This is a genomic window from Bacteroides sp. DH3716P (assembly GCF_025914115.1).
In the GTDB taxonomy this organism is placed as follows: Bacteria; Bacteroidota; Bacteroidia; order Bacteroidales; family Bacteroidaceae; genus Bacteroides; species Bacteroides ovatus.
On sequence record NZ_CP083673.1, the window covers coordinates 4,421,793 to 4,438,981 of the forward strand.

At 42.5% G+C, this 17,189-nt stretch carries 16 protein-coding genes; 11 read left to right on the forward strand and 5 right to left on the reverse strand.

Annotated features, from left to right (window positions below; translation table 11 throughout):
• Nucleotides 1–4 precede the first annotated feature (4 nt).
• The 6 genes from KQP79_RS16530 to hisS all read left to right on the forward strand — a co-directional run bounded on the left by KQP79_RS16530 (nucleotide 5) and on the right by hisS (nucleotide 6,497).
• On the forward strand, nucleotides 5–670 hold the full coding sequence (locus KQP79_RS16530) for a DNA alkylation repair protein (protein WP_004314019.1): 666 nt from the start codon (nucleotides 5–7) through the stop codon (nucleotides 668–670).
• 256 nt (nucleotides 671–926) lie between these two features.
• Nucleotides 927–1,415 (forward strand): Fur family transcriptional regulator, encoded by a 489-nt coding sequence (locus tag KQP79_RS16535; protein WP_008025868.1) that lies wholly within the window; start codon nucleotides 927–929, stop codon nucleotides 1,413–1,415.
• Nucleotides 1,412–2,683, forward strand: coding sequence for an adenylosuccinate synthase (locus KQP79_RS16540; protein WP_004301093.1), 1,272 nt, complete (start codon nucleotides 1,412–1,414; stop codon nucleotides 2,681–2,683). The genes KQP79_RS16535 and KQP79_RS16540 overlap by 4 nt, the downstream gene beginning before the upstream one ends.
• 109 nt (nucleotides 2,684–2,792) lie before the next feature.
• On the forward strand, nucleotides 2,793–4,091 hold the full coding sequence (locus KQP79_RS16545) for an alpha-L-fucosidase (protein ID WP_008644769.1): 1,299 nt from the start codon (nucleotides 2,793–2,795) through the stop codon (nucleotides 4,089–4,091).
• A gap of 120 nt (nucleotides 4,092–4,211) precedes the next feature.
• Complete coding sequence (locus KQP79_RS16550; RefSeq protein ID WP_004301089.1) at nucleotides 4,212–4,892, forward strand: zinc metallopeptidase; 681 nt, start codon at nucleotides 4,212–4,214, stop codon at nucleotides 4,890–4,892.
• A 240-nt stretch (nucleotides 4,893–5,132) separates the two neighbouring features.
• A complete protein-coding gene (gene hisS / locus KQP79_RS16555) occupies nucleotides 5,133–6,497 on the forward strand; it encodes a histidine--tRNA ligase (RefSeq protein ID WP_008644770.1) in 1,365 nt (454 codons plus the stop codon).
• A 119-nt stretch (nucleotides 6,498–6,616) separates the two neighbouring features.
• On the opposite strand, the gene hydF is transcribed toward hisS, so the two are convergent.
• The 4 genes from hydF to KQP79_RS16575 form a co-directional block, all read right to left on the reverse strand.
• Nucleotides 6,617–7,804, reverse strand: a complete 1,188-nt coding sequence (gene hydF / locus KQP79_RS16560) for a [FeFe] hydrogenase H-cluster maturation GTPase HydF (protein WP_004311778.1) — start codon at nucleotides 7,802–7,804, stop codon at nucleotides 6,617–6,619.
• Nucleotides 7,805–7,880: 76 nt separating this feature from the next.
• Nucleotides 7,881–9,302: a [FeFe] hydrogenase H-cluster radical SAM maturase HydG gene (gene hydG, locus KQP79_RS16565; protein WP_004311777.1), complete on the reverse strand. Its 1,422-nt coding sequence runs from the start codon at nucleotides 9,300–9,302 to the stop codon at nucleotides 7,881–7,883.
• Nucleotides 9,299–10,351: a [FeFe] hydrogenase H-cluster radical SAM maturase HydE gene (gene hydE / locus KQP79_RS16570; protein ID WP_004311776.1), complete on the reverse strand. Its 1,053-nt coding sequence runs from the start codon at nucleotides 10,349–10,351 to the stop codon at nucleotides 9,299–9,301. The genes hydG and hydE overlap by 4 nt, the downstream gene beginning before the upstream one ends.
• The gene (locus KQP79_RS16575; RefSeq protein WP_032842246.1) at nucleotides 10,332–11,801 is read right to left on the reverse strand and encodes a 4Fe-4S dicluster domain-containing protein; all 1,470 of its coding nucleotides are present in this window, start codon (nucleotides 11,799–11,801) and stop codon (nucleotides 10,332–10,334) included. The genes hydE and KQP79_RS16575 overlap by 20 nt, the downstream gene beginning before the upstream one ends.
• Nucleotides 11,802–11,946: 145 nt before the next feature.
• Between KQP79_RS16575 and KQP79_RS16580 the strand changes: the two genes are divergently transcribed.
• The 3 genes from KQP79_RS16580 to KQP79_RS16590 all read left to right on the forward strand — a co-directional run bounded on the left by KQP79_RS16580 (nucleotide 11,947) and on the right by KQP79_RS16590 (nucleotide 13,525).
• The gene (locus tag KQP79_RS16580) at nucleotides 11,947–12,120 is read left to right on the forward strand and encodes a hypothetical protein (RefSeq protein WP_004301069.1); all 174 of its coding nucleotides are present in this window, start codon (nucleotides 11,947–11,949) and stop codon (nucleotides 12,118–12,120) included.
• A 68-nt stretch (nucleotides 12,121–12,188) separates the two neighbouring features.
• Entirely contained in the window at nucleotides 12,189–12,737 is a 549-nt protein-coding gene (locus tag KQP79_RS16585) for an NUDIX hydrolase (protein WP_004301068.1), read from the forward strand.
• Between the two features lie 59 nt (nucleotides 12,738–12,796).
• Complete coding sequence (locus tag KQP79_RS16590; protein WP_004321648.1) at nucleotides 12,797–13,525, forward strand: DUF5039 family protein; 729 nt, start codon at nucleotides 12,797–12,799, stop codon at nucleotides 13,523–13,525.
• Between the two features lie 388 nt (nucleotides 13,526–13,913).
• Here KQP79_RS16590 and KQP79_RS16595 read toward each other — a convergent pair whose 3' ends face one another.
• Nucleotides 13,914–14,960: a L,D-transpeptidase gene (locus tag KQP79_RS16595; protein ID WP_004307170.1), complete on the reverse strand. Its 1,047-nt coding sequence runs from the start codon at nucleotides 14,958–14,960 to the stop codon at nucleotides 13,914–13,916.
• Between the two features lie 244 nt (nucleotides 14,961–15,204).
• On the opposite strand from KQP79_RS16595, the gene KQP79_RS16600 reads away from it, so the two are divergent.
• Together KQP79_RS16600 and groL are read left to right on the forward strand one after the other, a co-directional pair.
• Nucleotides 15,205–15,477, forward strand: coding sequence for a co-chaperone GroES (locus KQP79_RS16600; protein ID WP_004301062.1), 273 nt, complete (start codon nucleotides 15,205–15,207; stop codon nucleotides 15,475–15,477).
• A gap of 43 nt (nucleotides 15,478–15,520) precedes the next feature.
• Nucleotides 15,521–17,158 (forward strand): chaperonin GroEL, encoded by a 1,638-nt coding sequence (groL, locus tag KQP79_RS16605; RefSeq protein WP_004301061.1) that lies wholly within the window; start codon nucleotides 15,521–15,523, stop codon nucleotides 17,156–17,158.
• Nucleotides 17,159–17,189: the final 31 nt, after the last annotated feature.

Sequence of the window (17,189 nt, forward strand, 5' to 3'; positions counted from 1 at the left end):
TGAAATGGATATTAAAGAACAATTGAAAGATATCAAGACACAGCTCCGTCTCTCTATGAACGGGGCTGTGTCCCAAAGTATGCGCGAGAAAGGGCTGGTTTATAAACTCAATTTCGGAGTGGAACTGCCTCGTATCAAGATGATTGCCGAAGGTTACGAAAAGAATCATGACCTGGCGCAGGCTTTATGGAAAGAGGAAATTCGTGAGTGTAAGATTCTGGCGGGAATGCTTCAGCCGATCGAAACGTTTTATCCCGAGATAGCCGATATTTGGGTGGAAAACATCCGGAATATCGAAATAGCAGAACTGACTTGTATGAATCTCTTCCAGCATTTACCGTATGCTCCGGCCAAATCTTTTCACTGGATTGCCGACGAACAGGAGTACGTGCAGACTTGTGGTTTCCTGACTGCCGCCCGTCTTCTGATGAAGAAAGGGGATATGACCGAACGTGCCTCCGGCGAATTGCTCGACCAGGCGATTTGTGCGGTACATTCCGACAGCTATCATATTCGTAACGCAGCTTTGCTGGTTATCCGCAAATATATGCAGCATAGCGAGGAACATGCTTTTCAAGTATGCCGCCTGGTGGAAGGTATGGCTGATTCTACTTTGGAAGGAGAGCAGATGCTCTACAATATGGTGAAAGAAGAGCTTGCTGTAGACTAATCTTATTTTCATGGAGTAAGTCCTTTTATTAAATAACGGTTTAATTTTTTAGACGCGGATAACACGGATGACGCGTCTAAAAAATAAACCGTCTTGTTATTCGTTTATTATATAAGCCAATCTACAAAACGAATGATAGCCTCCATTTAATTTATAAAAAAACTGTCTAACTCTGTGATGAACTAAAAAAACTTCTCTTTATCATTTGCTTTCCGCAAAAAAGGCTTAACTTTGTTCGCGCTAATTTTGGCTGATGATGGAAACTCAAAACGTGAAAGATACAGTAAGGCAGATATTCACGGAATATCTCACGGCGAACGGGCATCGAAAGACTCCTGAACGCTACGCCATACTCGATACTATTTATTCTATCGACGGTCATTTCGATATTGACATGCTTTATTCACGAATGATGGACCAGGAGAATTTCCGGGTGAGCCGGGCGACTCTCTACAACACCATTATTCTTCTTATCAATGCACGGCTGGTCATTAAGCATCAGTTCGGTACTTCCTCCCAATACGAAAAATCATATAATCGCGAGACACATCATCATCAGATATGTACTCAATGTGGTAAAGTGACCGAGTTTCAGAACGAGGAACTGCAGCAAGCCATTGAAAATACGAAATTGAGCCGCTTCCAGCTTTCGCATTACTCCTTATATATATATGGAGTATGTAGTAAGTGCGACAGAGCTAACAAACGGAAAAAAGTAAATAACAACAATAAAAAAGAAAAATGAAAGTAGATGTTCTATTAGGATTACAATGGGGCGACGAAGGTAAAGGAAAAGTAGTCGACGTTTTAACACCTAAGTATGATGTGGTTGCTCGTTTTCAGGGCGGCCCGAATGCCGGTCACACGCTTGAGTTTGAAGGACAGAAATATGTGCTTCGCTCTATTCCTTCCGGTATTTTTCAAGGAAACAAGGTAAACATCATCGGTAACGGTGTGGTACTTGATCCGGCATTGTTTAAAGCAGAGGCAGAAGCACTTGAAGCATCGGGTCATCCGCTGAAAGAACGTTTGCACATTTCAAAGAAAGCTCATCTTATTCTTCCGACACACCGTATTCTGGATGCTGCATACGAAGCAGCCAAAGGTGATGCTAAAGTAGGAACTACTGGTAAGGGTATCGGCCCTACTTACACGGATAAAGTGAGCCGTAACGGTGTTCGTGTAGGTGATATTCTTCATAATTTCGATCAGAAGTATGCTGCCGCAAAAGCTCGTCACGAACAAATTCTGAAGAGCTTGAATTATGAATACGATCTTACTGAACTGGAAAAAGCATGGTTGGAAGGTATCGAATACCTGAAACAATTCCATTTCGTAGATAGCGAACATGAAGTGAATAACCTGTTGAAGGATGGTAAGAGCGTGCTTTGTGAAGGAGCGCAGGGTACTATGCTTGATATTGATTTCGGTTCATATCCGTTTGTGACTTCTTCCAATACCGTATGTGCGGGAGCCTGCACCGGACTTGGAGTGGCACCTAACCGTATCGGTGAAGTATATGGTATCTTCAAGGCATACTGTACTCGTGTAGGAGCAGGTCCGTTCCCATCAGAACTGTTTGACGAAACAGGCGACAAGATGTGTACGTTGGGACATGAATTCGGTTCTGTAACCGGTCGTAAACGTCGTTGCGGATGGATCGACCTGGTAGCGTTGAAGTATTCCGTTATGATAAACGGAGTTACCAAATTGATTATGATGAAGAGCGATGTACTCGATACTTTCGAAACAATCAAAGCGTGTGTTGCTTACAAAGTGAACGGTGAAGAGATCGACTACTTCCCGTATGACATCACAGAAGGCGTAGAACCTGTATATGCAGAGCTTCCGGGCTGGCAGACAGATATGACCAAGATGCAGAGCGAAGATGAATTCCCGGAAGAATTCAATGCTTACCTGACTTTCCTGGAAGAACAGCTTGGTGTAGAAATCAAGATTGTATCTGTAGGACCAGACAGAGCACAGACCATCGAGCGTTATACTGAAGAATAACAATTGATTTATTATATGGAGGAAAGGCGGAGATTGAAGAAAAACTCCGCCTTTCTTGTTCAATCCTTTGTATAGTCTATCCTAAACACACAAAAATAATGTATGCCTTATGAAAACACGTTTTATAACTTTCCTTTTGTTGTTCGTAATGAACTTGGGAGTATTTGCGCAATCCTCCTATCAGCCTACCGAAGAGAATCTGAAAGCACGGCAGGAATTTCAGGATAATAAGTTTGGTATTTTTCTTCATTGGGGGCTATACGCTATGCTCGCTACCGGTGAGTGGACTATGACAAACAATAATCTGAATTATAAAGAGTATGCCAAACTGGCAGGCGGATTTTATCCTTCCAAGTTTGACGCGGATAAATGGGTGGAGGCTATTAAAGCTTCGGGAGCCAAATATATCTGTTTTACTACCCGTCATCATGAAGGTTTTTCTATGTTTGACACTAAGTATTCGGATTATAACGTAGTCAAAGCTACTCCTTTTAAAAGAGATATTGTGAAAGAGCTGGCAGCAGCCTGTGCCAAGCAGGGCATCAAGCTCCATTTTTATTATTCACATCTTGACTGGGCGCGCGAGGACTATCCCTGGGGACGTACAGGACAGGGCACAGGTCGCTTGAACTCGAAAGGAGATTGGAAAAGTTATTATCAATTTATGAATAACCAGTTGACAGAATTGCTGACGAATTACGGTCCGATAGGTGCTATTTGGTTTGACGGATGGTGGGATCAGCCCAAAACTTTTAACTGGGAATTACCGGAACAGTATGCTCTGATTCACAAACTCCAACCGGGGTGTCTGGTGGGTAATAATCATCATCAGACGCCTTTTGATGGAGAAGATATTCAGATTTTCGAACGCGATCTGCCGGGTGAGAATGCTTCGGGACTTTCCGGACAGGAGGTGAGTCGTCTGCCGTTGGAAACTTGTGAAACAATGAATGGTATGTGGGGATATAAGATTACCGATCAGAATTATAAATCAACAAAGACATTGATTCACTATCTGGTGAAGGCAGCCGGTAAGAATGCCAATCTTTTGATGAATATCGGCCCTCAACCCGATGGGGAACTTCCTGCGGTAGCTGTACAACGCTTGGCAGAGATGGGAGAGTGGATGAAACAATATGGTGAAACGATTTATGGAACACGAAGCGGTGCAGTTGCTCCACATGATTGGGGAGTGACAACACAAAAAGGAAATAAACTCTATGTGCATATTCTCGACCTGAAAGATGCGGCTTTGTTCCTGCCGTTGTCAGATAAGAAGGTCAAGAAGGCAGTCTTGTTTAAAGACCAGTCTCCGGTTCGTTTCACAAAGACGAAAGCCGGTGTTTTGCTCGAATTCGCCGAGGTTCCGAAAGATATTGACTATGTGGTAGAACTGACAATTGACTAATTTTTAGCTAATTCTTCATAAAAGCAAGGGGAAACTATTCTGACATTGAACGTTTCCCCTTATTTTTGGCAAACAATTTGTTTATAAAGATATAGAGTAATAATTAAAATTGAAAAGTATATGATGTCTTATTGGGTATTATTTATAGGAATCGCTGTTGTAAGTTGGTTGGTACAGATGAATTTGCAAAACAAATTCAAGAAGTACTCTAAGATTCCTACAGGAAATGGAATGACAGGACGCGACGTTGCTTTAAAAATGTTGCATGACAATGGAATTTATGACGTACAGGTTACACATACGCCGGGACGGTTGACCGACCACTACAATCCTACTAACAAAACGGTGAATTTGAGTGAAGGGGTGTATGAAAGTAACAGTATAATGGCAGCTGCCGTAGCAGCCCATGAATGTGGACACGCTGTACAACATGCACGCATGTATGCTCCGTTGAAAATGCGTAGTGCGCTGGTTCCGGTGGTAAACTTTGCCTCTTCCATTATGACGTGGGTATTGTTGGGTGGTATCTTGTTGATAAACTCTTTCCCGCAGTTATTGCTGGCAGGTATTATCCTGTTTGCTATGACTACATTGTTCAGCTTTATCACGCTGCCGGTGGAAATCAATGCAAGTAAACGTGCGTTGGTCTGGTTGAGTTCATCCGGCATTACTAATTCGTACAATCATGCACAGGCTGAAGATGCTCTTCGTTCTGCTGCTTATACGTATGTAGTTGCTGCATTAGGCTCACTGGCTACATTGGTATACTACATCATGATCTTCATGGGTAGAAGAGACTAAGAAATGAAAAAGGGAGAAAAGTACGTTTATTAACTTCTCTCCATAGAATATAAAAAGATTCTCCGCAGTCTTTCCGAAGACTATGGAGGATTTTTTGTATTGTTTAGGGTCTTACTTGAGTGTTTCTTTACGATATTGATAGGGGATGGACACAATACGGGTGATTTTTTCAAATATATGTAAGTATTGCTCGGAAATTTGCAGTAAATTTGCGCAATTAAAATTATAAACAGTAATATTATGGCAGCAAAACCAAGTATTCCTAAAGGAACTCGTGACTTTTCGCCGGTAGAAATGGCGAAGCGTAATTATATATTCAATACGATTCGTGACGTATATCATTTGTATGGATTCCAGCAGATAGAGACTCCTTCGATGGAGATGCTTTCTACATTGATGGGAAAGTACGGCGATGAGGGAGATAAACTACTCTTTAAGATTCAGAACTCTGGAGATTACTTTTCCGGGATTACTGACGAAGAATTGTTAAGCCGTAATGCTGCCAAACTGGCAAGCAAATTCTGTGAGAAAGGTTTGCGTTACGACTTGACAGTGCCTTTTGCCCGTTATGTAGTGATGCATCGTGATGAGATCACTTTCCCGTTCAAACGCTATCAGATTCAACCGGTATGGCGTGCCGACCGCCCGCAGAAAGGACGTTATCGCGAATTTTATCAATGTGATGCCGATGTTGTAGGAAGCGATTCGTTATTGAACGAAGTGGAATTGATGCAGATTGTCGATACCGTTTTTAGTCGTTTCAATATTCGTGTATGTATTAAGATTAACAACCGCAAGATTCTTTCCGGTATTGCTGAAATTATAGGCGAATCGGATAAGATTGTAGATATTACCGTAGCAATTGACAAACTGGATAAAATCGGTCTGGATAATGTAAATGCCGAACTGAAAGAGAAGGGAATCAGTGATGAGGCTATTGCCAAGTTGCAGCCGATCATTCTTCTTAGTGGTACGAATGCGGAGAAATTGGCAACACTGAAGAATGTGTTATCAGCCAGTGAAGTAGGGCTGAAGGGAGTGGAAGAGAGTGAATTTATTCTGAATACATTGGAAACAATGGGCTTGAAGAATGAAATAGAGCTTGATCTTACTTTAGCTCGCGGACTGAACTATTATACAGGAGCTATCTTTGAAGTGAAAGCACTGGATGTACAGATTGGCAGTATCACTGGTGGTGGCCGTTATGATAACCTGACCGGAGTATTCGGTATGGCAGGAGTGTCCGGAGTGGGTATCTCTTTTGGTGCAGACCGTATCTTCGACGTATTGAACCAACTTGAACTTTATCCGAAAGAAGCTGTAAATGGAACAGAACTTCTATTCATCAACTTCGGCGAAAAGGAAGCTGCATTCTCTATGGGAATTCTGTCGAAAGTGCGTGCTGCCGGTATCCGTGCCGAGATTTTCCCGGATGCAGCCAAGATGAAGAAACAGATGAGCTATGCCAATACAAAGAATATTCCGTTTGTAGCTATTGTCGGTGAGAATGAAATGAACGAAGGCAAAGCAATGCTGAAGAATATGGAGACAGGAGAACAGAATCTTGTTTCAGCAGAGGAGCTGATTGCTACTGTGAAGAAATAAGCAGCGATGAATTGAAATTATAAAATTATTAACTGCATCCCAAAAGTTGAGCAGTTAATAATTTACTGTATATTGCGAGAGTTCGGTATTGCACCGGACTCTTTCTTTTTGACCGGGATTTAATACTTTATTTGATCTAGTATTCCATTGAGGAAAGCAATCGCTACTCCATAATTCGTCATAGGAATGTGTTGCTCCCGTGCACGTTCGATGCGGCTAAGTACGTATTTACGATTGAACATACATGCTCCGCAATGGATTACCAGCGAATAAGGAGTCAGATCTTGTGGAAAGTCAGTTCCGGCTACCATATCAATTTGCAGATTCTCTCCAATTCGTTTCCGTAACAAACGGGGGAGTTTCACTCTTCCTATATCTTCGGAAAGGGGAGCGTGCGTACAAGCCTCCGCTATCAGTACACGTGACGATTCCGTCAGCCTTTCAATCGCAGTTGCACTTTCTACATAATAGTGAATATCCCCCTTATAACCTGCGAAAAGTACAGAAAAAGAAGTCAGTTCACTTTCCTTTGGTTTCTGTTCATAGATCGCTTTGAAAACTTGTGAATCGGTGATGATTAACTTCGGAGGACGGGCAAGGGCTTGCAGGGTTGCCGGAAACTTGTCAGTGGTGCAAGTCACTACGAGACATTTTTTGTCCAACAATTCACGGATAGTCTGCACTTGTGGTAAAATCAGTCTGCCTTTTGGAGCTTGAATATCCTGCGGCATAACCAGAAGTACAAGGTCGTTTTCTGTCACAAGTTCCCCGGTGATACTCTGTTGACCGAAGTCCGAGGGTAGCTTTTCGAGAATGGCTTGCCGGATCTGTTCAATTCCTGTCTTTTCTTTGGCGCTGATAAGTAATGGGCGTATTTTACATTCTTCCTCAATATACGTGGCCAAGCTATCACTGTTCTCTCGTATATCTATTTTATTCAGTACCGGAATGACAGGGATATTCTTCTCTTTCAATAGTGCCAGCATCTCTTTTTCATGAGAAAAAGTATCTCCACATAGCAGCAATGCAATATCTGTTTTCTCAATAGCCTTTAAAGTCCGGCTGATACGCAGCTCTCCAAGTTCTCCCTCATCATCGAACCCCGGAGTATCTATAAACAAACACGGACCAATACCTTGAATTTCCATAGCTTTGGATACAAGGTCGGTAGTTGTTCCCGGAGTATCTGAAACGAGGGCGGTATCTTGTCCTGTCAATGCATTGATGAGAGAAGACTTACCACTGTTTCGTCTACCGAAAAAGGCTATATGAAGTCTGCTTGCACTTGGAGTATCTGTTAAGCTCATAATTACTAATTTATCAATTTGTTAATTCATGCGCAGCCAATTGGCACATCGACATATTAGCACATTGGCGTATGATTTAAAATCTAAAATCTCTTTGCCCTGCGGCTATGGCTTTGAGGTTTCGGATAGCTATTTCCCTGATTTTAGGGTTAGGGATTCGGTCTGTTTCTTTTAGAATCAATTCTAATCCTTTCTGGCGGGTATCTTCGGAAGCATAATCTTCCAGATACTCTTTCAGAGTCATCAGGGCATTCGGTCCGCAACAGTTGGCTATCTGACCGGATTTCACTAATGACATGAAACGGTCGCCTGTCCGTCCTTCCCGGTAACAGGCAGTACAGAAGCTGGGGATATATCCGAGTTCGAGCAACCAGTTGACCACTTCGTCTAATGTCCGGGTATCGCTTACGTCAAATTGCGCGGAATTATGATCGGGTAATTCCGTTTCAGCATATCCGCCTACACTGGTACGTGAGCCGCCGCTGATTTGTGAGATACCCAATTCGAGTACCTTCTTGCGTGATTCTTGTGATTCACGTGTGGAAATAATCATTCCAGTATAAGGAACGGCAATTCGGATAACAGCTACAATCTTACTGAATATCTCATCGGAAATTGAATTCGGAAAATCTCCGGCATTAATGTCATCCGCCGAACAGATACGCGGCACACTGATTGTATGAGGACCTACGCCAAATTTGGCTTCCAGATGTTCGGCATGCATTAACAATCCGATAAAATCATACCGATAAGTATTCAAACCGAAAAGCACACCAATACCTACATCATCGATTCCCCCTTCCATGGCACGGTCCATTGCTTCGGTGTGATAGGCATAATTGCTTTTCGGACCGGTGGGATGAAGTGCTTCGTAGTTGTTCTTGTGATAAGTCTCCTGGAATAAGATATACGTACCGATACCCGCTTCTTTTAATTGGCGATAATTTTCTACTGTAGTAGCTGCGATATTTACGTTTACCCGGCGGATTGCTCCATTTTTATGTTTGATACTGTAAATCGTCTGAATAGATTCAAGAATGTATTCTATCGGATTTAGTGACGGATGCTCACCCGCTTCAAGAGCGAGCCGCTTATGTCCCATGTCCTGCAAAGCAATCACTTCCCTGCGAATTTCCTCCTGCGTCAGTTTCTTGCGTACAATCGTCTTGTTTTTAGCATGATACGGACAATATACGCAACCATTTACGCAATAGTTCGACAAATAAAGCGGTGCGAACATGACGATACGGTTGCCATAAAACTTCTGTTTGATTTCTTTGGCGAGATGAAAGATACGTTCTATCAGGTCAGGTTGGTTACATTCCAGCAGAATAGCCGCTTCCCGGTGCGTCAGTCCCTTGCACAAAGCCGCTTTTTCAATCAGTTGTTCAATCAGGACACGGTTATCCTTATTGTTCTGCGCATATTCCAGCGTATCCAGAATCTCCTCATGATGGATAAACTCTTCTGCTTTTGATGAATCTTTTTGGTATATCATATATTCTCTGTAGTGTACTTAAAGTCGCCTCTTTCGGTAGAAATCTCGTAGCCGATGGTCTTCAATTGCTTTTGTAAGGCAGCCAGCCCTTCGGCAGATTCCGCTCCGAGTGAAGCTTTGTCATTATATAATTCATATTTTCTCCGTTCCTCTCGAGGAGACAAGTTAGGCATAACCACATTCGCACCTGCTAAAATACCCCGTTCCCTGCCATCAGGAATGAGAGTGGCAAGGGCTGTTGTTGCCGGAATCAATGCGGACGGATGCATCAGGCGGAAAATGGATAATAGAAGAATCGTCTGTTCCGCCGTTCCGCTGGGATATTCGGCAAAAGGTGTATCATGATGGGGCAGGAAAGGCCCGATGCCAATCATTTCCGGGCGTAGCTTTTCTATAAACAATAGATCCTCAATGATATGCTCTACTGTTTGTCCCGGACTGCCGACCATAATTCCGGTTCCTGTCTGATAACCGATCTCTTTCAAATCCGCTAAACATTGCAGGCGTCGTTTGCCGGACATTTCCGCTGGATGCAGTTGCCGGTAATGCAACTCATTATAAGTTTCGTGACGTAACAGATAACGGTTGGCTCCGGCACGGAAGAAACGTTCGTATGCCTCACGTGATTTTTCACCGAGTGACAGCGTAATAGCACAATCCGGATACTCCTGTCTGATACGGGCAACAGTCATTTCTATCTGATCGTTTGTTAGTGCAGGATCTTCTCCTCCTTGTAATACAAAGGTGCGGAATCCCAGTTCATAGCCCTGTTTGCAACAGTTCAGTATACTCTCTCGGCTTAACCGGTAACGTTCGATATTCGGATTCCCTTTTCGGATACCACAGTAATAACAGTTGTTCCGGCAGCAGTTACTGATTTCAATCAGTCCGCGGATATAAATCTTATTTCCGAAGTGGAGGAGTGCGACTTCCTGCGCCTGTTTATTGATGTAACGCAGAATTTCTGCGTCACATCCGGTCAACAGTTGCCGGAACTCTTCCGGTGTCAGTGTTCTTTCCTGTCGTAGTTTATCGATCCATTGTTTCATAGCTCTCTTTCCGTTTGAGCAGCTCTTGTGCCAGTTGGCGACGTCCCGAAACAATGTCGTTATGCGTACTCGGTCCGGTGATACATCCTCCTTCGCATGCCATCACTTCAATAAACTGTCCCGCAGCCTTTCCTGTCTTGGCGCAGGCACGCAGCAGAGCGATATTTTTTTTATTGATGTCCGACACTTGTATCGCATTAATTTTCTCCGCTTCCTCTTTCAGATAAGCTTTGACGGCTCCCATCACACCACCTGCCTGTGCAAATCCATGTGCTTCGCGAACAGACGTATGTAATACAGAGAACTCCTGTACCTGTTCCAGTTCAATACCCAGTCCATCGAGAATTGAACCGATTTCTTCGAACGTCAGAATATAATCCACCGCTTCGTCACGACGTACTTCTTTTCGTTTAGCTACACAAGGACCGACAAATACAACCTTAGCATCCGGATGCTTCTCTTTGGCAATCCGTGCAGCGTAGTACATCGGTGATCCGGTGGTAGAAACATAAGGTTTCATATCCGGAATATGTTTCTCTACCAGTTCGATATAAGAAGAGCAACAGGAAGTAGTCATAAACTTCTGTCCCTCTTCCAGTTTCTCCAGTAACTCGTGTGCTTCATTACTGGTGGTTGCCATAGCACCTTCGGCCACTTCGATCACATCAGTAAATCCAATTTCCTTGAAAGCACCGTACACTTGTCCGATAGAAGTCTTAAACTGTCCCAAAATAGACGGGGCGATGATGGCTACCATCTTTTCCCCTTTACGGATGCGTTGCAATACATCGAACGTTTGCGAGATTTCGAAGATAGCCCCGAACGGACAAGCATTCATGCATTTTCCACAGTAGATACACTTGCTTTCATCAATGTGCTCTATGCCGTGTTCATCTTTGCTGATAGCTTTTACCGGACAAGACTCTTCACAAGGTACGGGAATATATACAATAGCGTGATAAGGACAACTCTTGTGACAAATACCGCAACTGACACATGTGTCATGGTCAATCATTGCCTGACCGTTTTTCTTGAAACGTATCGCATCTTTAGGGCAGTTCATGTAACAACTACGTGCCACGCATCCGCGACAAAGGTTGGTTATTTCATAATTGATCTGTACACAGGAAGAACAGGCCTCGTCGATGACGCACATGATATTTTCCTTGTCTGGTTCGGGACGACTCAATGCCAATCGTGCATATTCGGAAAGTGGGGTAACTTCGTCGTGTTCGTCTGTCATATCCAGTCCCATCAGGGGAAAAGTCTTGTATCTCCACACTGCGCGTTCTTTATGTACGCAACACCGTCCTAGGGGTTTCGATTTTCGTGGACTCAACTCAATCGGAAGCCGGTCTATCTTTTCCACTAATTCGTCGTTTTTCCAGAGTCTAACAAGGTCTGCCAGCAGTTTATGCCGGACAATCATAATATTATTCGTAAATGCCATATTGTAATAAAGAGGTTGTTAGTTAGTTGGTGCAAAGATACGAACAGAATTTCAATATTTAAGTTTTTTGAAACATTCTTGTAACTTTTTTGTAGCCCTCGCGTGTTATCTTTGTAGTGGACAAAAAATAAGAGGAGGCAGAGTTATGAATAGCAGTATTTTTGAACAGCGCAGTCGTTTTGCCATGATTGGTGCATTGATGGTTATTATCAGCCTGATGTTTTTATTCTACATGGGAAGTTCTTTGGTAAGCTCTACCAAAAAATACTTGGAGCAGATACATGAGATAGAGATCACTTGTATCGACACAGACGAATAAAAACAAGCAACCGAAAGGTAGGATAATCCGGAGGAATTCGTATTTTTGCCGGGAGAAAAACAAATCTTATGGAAGAGAAGAATAAAGCCTGGAAAACGGTAAGTAGCAAATATCTATTTCGCCGTCCATGGCTGACTGTGCGTTGCGAAGATATGTTACTTCCCAATGGGAATCATATCCCCGAGTATTATATCCTTGAGTATCCCGACTGGGTAAATACCATTGCCATTACCAAAGATGGTCAATTCGTTTTTGTCCGCCAGTACCGTCCGGGAATCGAACGAACTTGTTATGAACTCTGTGCCGGTGTCTGCGAGAAGGAAGATGCTTCGCCGTTGGTGTCCGCCCAGCGTGAATTGTGGGAAGAAACGGGCTACGGAAAAGGAAACTGGCAAGAGTATATGGTGATTTCCGCTAATCCGAGCACTCATACCAATCTGACTTACTGCTTTCTTGCCACAGACGTGGAACTGATAGACCATCAGCATCTGGAAGCTACTGAAGATATCACCGTCCATCTGCTCACATTGGAAGAGGTGAGAAGTCTGCTCGATAAGAACGAAATTATGCAAGCGCTGAATGCTGCTCCATTATGGAAATATATCGCAAATCTGTAATTGTGTTTGGAATTCTGTAGAGAAACAATAACTTTGGAGAAAATTTAAATCATCTTATTATGAAAACAGTTTTATGGAGTATGCTTTGTTTGTTTCTCTCCGGATGGGGAAGTATGCAAGCGGTATTAGCACAGGACTTGAAAGAGATGGAAAAGAACTTGTCCGCCATCAACGAGGAATTGAGTCAAAAGACAAAAGAATATAGTTGGCAGCTTGCAGCTGCTTACGCAGATTATTGTGAAGCAAACAATAAATATATAAGTTGGAATGATTTGCCTTATCTGCAACAGGTTGTCGAATATGAGCGTCCTGCTTCTTTGGAGACTTATCGTCTGGAACATAAAGCCAGTAAAGAGGAACTGGATAAGTTTTTAAATACATACAAAGAATATAAAGATCTGGTGAAGAAGCAAAAGGAAGCGGTAACCAAGGAAGAGAAAGATGCTGTATCAACAGCCTTTTCCGCATTCTGGAAAAAGTTGAGAAGTGAAGAGAATGCTTATAAAGATTTGTACTATGCCGAACGAAAGGCTGTCTGCAAATATAGATCGGAAGCTTTGCGATATGCGATTGCCTATTATAAAGAAAAGAAGCAGGAGATTCCGACTTCTTATATAAAATATACTGAACGGTCTTATTTATTGCAGAAAGGTTCTGCCTTGGAGTTATTACAAAAAGAAATAAGTGCATTGGAAAGTGTACAGAGAGAGATAATTCAGAATATAACGAGGGCAAAGTATGGGTTGAGTGAAACCGGAGAAAATAAAAGAAAGAAGATATTTGATTGATAAGAGATCATCTGGGATAAAGAAATCCCTTTTTATAATTGGAGGTCTGGACTGAAGAGTTCGGACCTCTTTGTTTTCTCTCTCAAGTACGTATAGGTAAGTTTCTTTTCATCCTATGCCAACTTCTTTTGCATAGGGAGAAAACTTGTTTAGAGTATAAGATAAACTATAACCACAAGTTCTGATTATATAACTGAAACTTTTGATTACATAACTGAAAGTTGCAGTTTTATAACCGGAACTTGCAGTTATAGTTTGGGATAAGGGAAAAGCAACTTTTCCCAAGGAAGAAAGTAAGTTTCCTCCTTATAGAGAATATGTTTTCTAACCATATTTCATAAGATAGATAATAAGAATCAGGGAATGGCGATGCTGATTTGTTCAACGGTTATTCCAATACAAAAATAATAGTTTCATTTACGGGGGCCCAGTCATAGATAAACTTGGCATGGGAAGTTGCATTCCGCACGCACATGTGTGAGCGTGGAGTAGTTCCCAACGACGGACTATATTCTATCTGCGTCTTGCGGGGAGCATTGACCGGTACTCCGTGAATATAGGCCCCGTCCGTGAAACGACTCGCATAAGGAGCATAACCTCCCGTTTCTTTCGAGCCGTCTTTTAGAAATACCATTTTCACTTTCTTTTCTTGTAAAACAAACATTCCTAAAGGAGTTTCCTGTGCATACGGGGGCAGATGACGTCCCGTAGTGGAAGGATTCATACTGCGAACCACCCATTGCCCTTTTCCGCTACGTTCAAGAGAAGCGATATTCTGATTGTGGCGGTCTACGAAAACAGCTTTGTTAAAAACAATCGTATCTCCGATTACTTTGACATATTTTTTAGGAATCATCCATTCATCTCCGGTAAACATTGGCTCTGCTTTTATGAATTTCTCTCCATCTTCGATAAAACGGGTTAATTCCCCATCCTGTCCGTAACGTTCGGGTACTAATGTGTCAGTCAATAGATAAAGCGGAACGGATTGGTAACGTTCTATGCCAAGAGTATCTGCCACTCGTCCGTAAGCGTTTCTTTTGAAACTTCTCACAAGTGGTGCTTCTCCATTTCTGTTTTTGTAATTCTGGAGAATGGCCCAGGTGGAAGGCTGCAACTGTATATTTTCGAGTAATGCCAGCCGTTCTTTGATTTTATCCCACTGAAACTGCCGGGTAGTGTCTTTATAAGGATAGGTATCTTCCAATGTGTATTGGTCATACAATAAATCTTTGGAGATTTCTATCTGCTCTGCCGTGAGTTTTTTATTAACAGGTTTAACCTCGGGTTGAACTATTGTATCCTGTGACAGCGAGTCTGTTTGTTGTTCGTGTACAGGAGAAATCTCTCCTGTACGCGAAGTGCAGGAGTAGAAGACGCAAGAGGCGATGATGAGGCCGGATGCTATTCCATTCATATTATTTATACAGTGCATTTGATGGTTCGTTTACGAATATACGTCATTATAAGGAATAATCCTTTTGTTTTGTTTAAAAAGTAGGTGACAAATATACTTTTTTGCCATACAATGCAAGTTGTCAGTCATTTTGTCAGTCTATTTCTGACAAAGAATCATTTATTTACTTTGGCACGCTTTTCGCAATAACTTTAGCGTTCCGCCTGAAAAATGGCGGGTAACATCTACTATTAAATGTATAACTAAAATATAACAAGTAACTATGAACATTAAACCATTAGCAGACAGAGTGCTTATCCTCCCTGCACCTGCAGAAGAAAAAACAATTGGTGGTATCATTATCCCTGATACAGCAAAAGAAAAACCTTTGAAGGGTGAAGTTGTGGCAATAGGTCACGGTACGAAAGACGAAGAAATGGTATTGAAAGTAGGCGATACAGTTCTTTATGGTAAATATGCCGGAACAGAACTTGACGTTGAAGGTACTAAATATCTGATTATGCGTCAGAGCGATGTTCTCGCTGTTTTGGGTTAATTAATAATAGTAAATAGTAAATCTTTAAATAGTAAATAAAGAGATGGCAAAAGAAATATTATTCAATATCGATGCCCGTGACCAATTGAAAAAAGGTGTCGATGCTTTGGCAAATGCAGTAAAAGTAACTCTGGGCCCGAAAGGACGTAACGTTATCATTGAGAAGAAATTCGGTGCTCCGCACATCACAAAAGACGGTGTGACAGTAGCAAAAGAAATCGAATTGGCAGATGCTTACCAGAACACTGGTGCACAGTTGGTAAAAGAAGTTGCTTCTAAGACAGGTGACGATGCCGGTGACGGTACAACTACTGCAACCGTTCTTGCACAAGCTATCGTAGCTGAAGGTTTGAAGAACGTAACTGCCGGTGCTAGCCCGATGGATATCAAACGTGGTATCGACAAGGCCGTTGCCAAAGTGGTAGAATCAATCAAGGATCAGGCTGAAACTGTAGGTGACAACTATGACAAGATCGAACAGGTTGCCACTGTATCTGCAAACAATGATCCGGTAATCGGTAAATTGATTGCTGACGCTATGCGTAAAGTTTCTAAAGACGGTGTGATTACTATCGAAGAAGCAAAAGGAACAGACACTACTATCGGTGTAGTAGAAGGTATGCAGTTCGACCGTGGTTATTTGTCTGCTTACTTCGTGACAAATACGGAAAAGATGGAATGTGAGATGGAGAAACCTTACATCCTGATCTATGACAAGAAGATTTCTAACCTGAAAGATTTCTTGCCTATCCTCGAACCTGCTGTACAGACTGGTCGTCCTCTGTTGGTAATTGCAGAAGATGTAGATAGCGAAGCGTTGACTACATTGGTAGTAAACCGTCTGCGTTCTCAATTGAAGATCTGTGCTGTGAAAGCTCCGGGCTTCGGTGACCGTCGTAAAGAAATGCTGGAAGATATCGCTATCCTGACAGGTGGTGTTGTTATCAGCGAAGAAAAAGGTTTGAAACTGGAACAGGCTACCATCGAAATGTTGGGTACTGCTGACAAAGTTACAGTTACTAAAGACTATACAACTGTTGTAAACGGTGCAGGTAACAAAGATAGCATCAAGGAACGTTGCGAACAGATCAAAGCACAAATTGTAGCAACTAAGTCTGACTATGACCGTGAGAAATTGCAGGAACGTCTGGCTAAATTGTCAGGTGGTGTAGCTGTTCTCTATGTAGGTGCTGCTTCTGAAGTAGAAATGAAAGAAAAGAAAGACCGTGTGGACGATGCTTTGCGTGCAACTCGTGCTGCTATCGAAGAAGGTATCATCCCGGGTGGTGGTGTAGCTTATATCCGTGCTATTGATTCTTTGGAAGGAATGAAGGGTGATAATGCCGATGAAACAACTGGTATTGGTATCATCAAACGCGCCATCGAAGAACCGCTTCGCGAGATTGTTGCTAACGCTGGTAAAGAAGGTGCAGTAGTTGTTCAGAAAGTACGTGAAGGAAAAGGTGATTTCGGTTACAATGCCCGCACGGACGTTTACGAAAACTTGCACGCTGCCGGTGTAGTAGATCCTGCTAAGGTTGCTCGTGTAGCTTTGGAAAATGCAGCTTCTATCGCTGGTATGTTCCTGACTACTGAATGTGTAATTGTAGAAAAGAAGGAAGATAAGCCAGAAATGCCGATGGGCGCTCCCGGAATGGGGGGCATGGGCGGAATGATGTAATTCCGGCTTTCGCTGAATGAATATGAAAACG

Bases quoted from the DNA above. Each gene is read 5' to 3' on its own strand.
- KQP79_RS16530 (WP_004314019.1), top strand. From the start codon at position 5: ATGGATATTAAAGAACAATTGAAAGATATCAAGACACAGCTCCGTCTC.
- KQP79_RS16535 (WP_008025868.1), top strand. From the start codon at position 927: ATGGAAACTCAAAACGTGAAAGATACAGTAAGGCAGATATTCACGGAA.
- KQP79_RS16540 (WP_004301093.1), top strand. From the start codon at position 1,412: ATGAAAGTAGATGTTCTATTAGGATTACAATGGGGCGACGAAGGTAAA.
- KQP79_RS16545 (WP_008644769.1), top strand. From the start codon at position 2,793: ATGAAAACACGTTTTATAACTTTCCTTTTGTTGTTCGTAATGAACTTG.
- KQP79_RS16550 (WP_004301089.1), top strand. From the start codon at position 4,212: ATGATGTCTTATTGGGTATTATTTATAGGAATCGCTGTTGTAAGTTGG.
- hisS (WP_008644770.1), top strand. From the start codon at position 5,133: ATGGCAGCAAAACCAAGTATTCCTAAAGGAACTCGTGACTTTTCGCCG.
- hydF (WP_004311778.1), bottom strand. From the start codon at position 7,804: ATGAGCTTAACAGATACTCCAAGTGCAAGCAGACTTCATATAGCCTTT.
- hydG (WP_004311777.1), bottom strand. From the start codon at position 9,302: ATGATATACCAAAAAGATTCATCAAAAGCAGAAGAGTTTATCCATCAT.
- hydE (WP_004311776.1), bottom strand. From the start codon at position 10,351: ATGAAACAATGGATCGATAAACTACGACAGGAAAGAACACTGACACCG.
- KQP79_RS16575 (WP_032842246.1), bottom strand. From the start codon at position 11,801: ATGGCATTTACGAATAATATTATGATTGTCCGGCATAAACTGCTGGCA.
- KQP79_RS16580 (WP_004301069.1), top strand. From the start codon at position 11,947: ATGAATAGCAGTATTTTTGAACAGCGCAGTCGTTTTGCCATGATTGGT.
- KQP79_RS16585 (WP_004301068.1), top strand. From the start codon at position 12,189: ATGGAAGAGAAGAATAAAGCCTGGAAAACGGTAAGTAGCAAATATCTA.
- KQP79_RS16590 (WP_004321648.1), top strand. From the start codon at position 12,797: ATGAAAACAGTTTTATGGAGTATGCTTTGTTTGTTTCTCTCCGGATGG.
- KQP79_RS16595 (WP_004307170.1), bottom strand. From the start codon at position 14,960: ATGCACTGTATAAATAATATGAATGGAATAGCATCCGGCCTCATCATC.
- KQP79_RS16600 (WP_004301062.1), top strand. From the start codon at position 15,205: ATGAACATTAAACCATTAGCAGACAGAGTGCTTATCCTCCCTGCACCT.
- groL (WP_004301061.1), top strand. From the start codon at position 15,521: ATGGCAAAAGAAATATTATTCAATATCGATGCCCGTGACCAATTGAAA.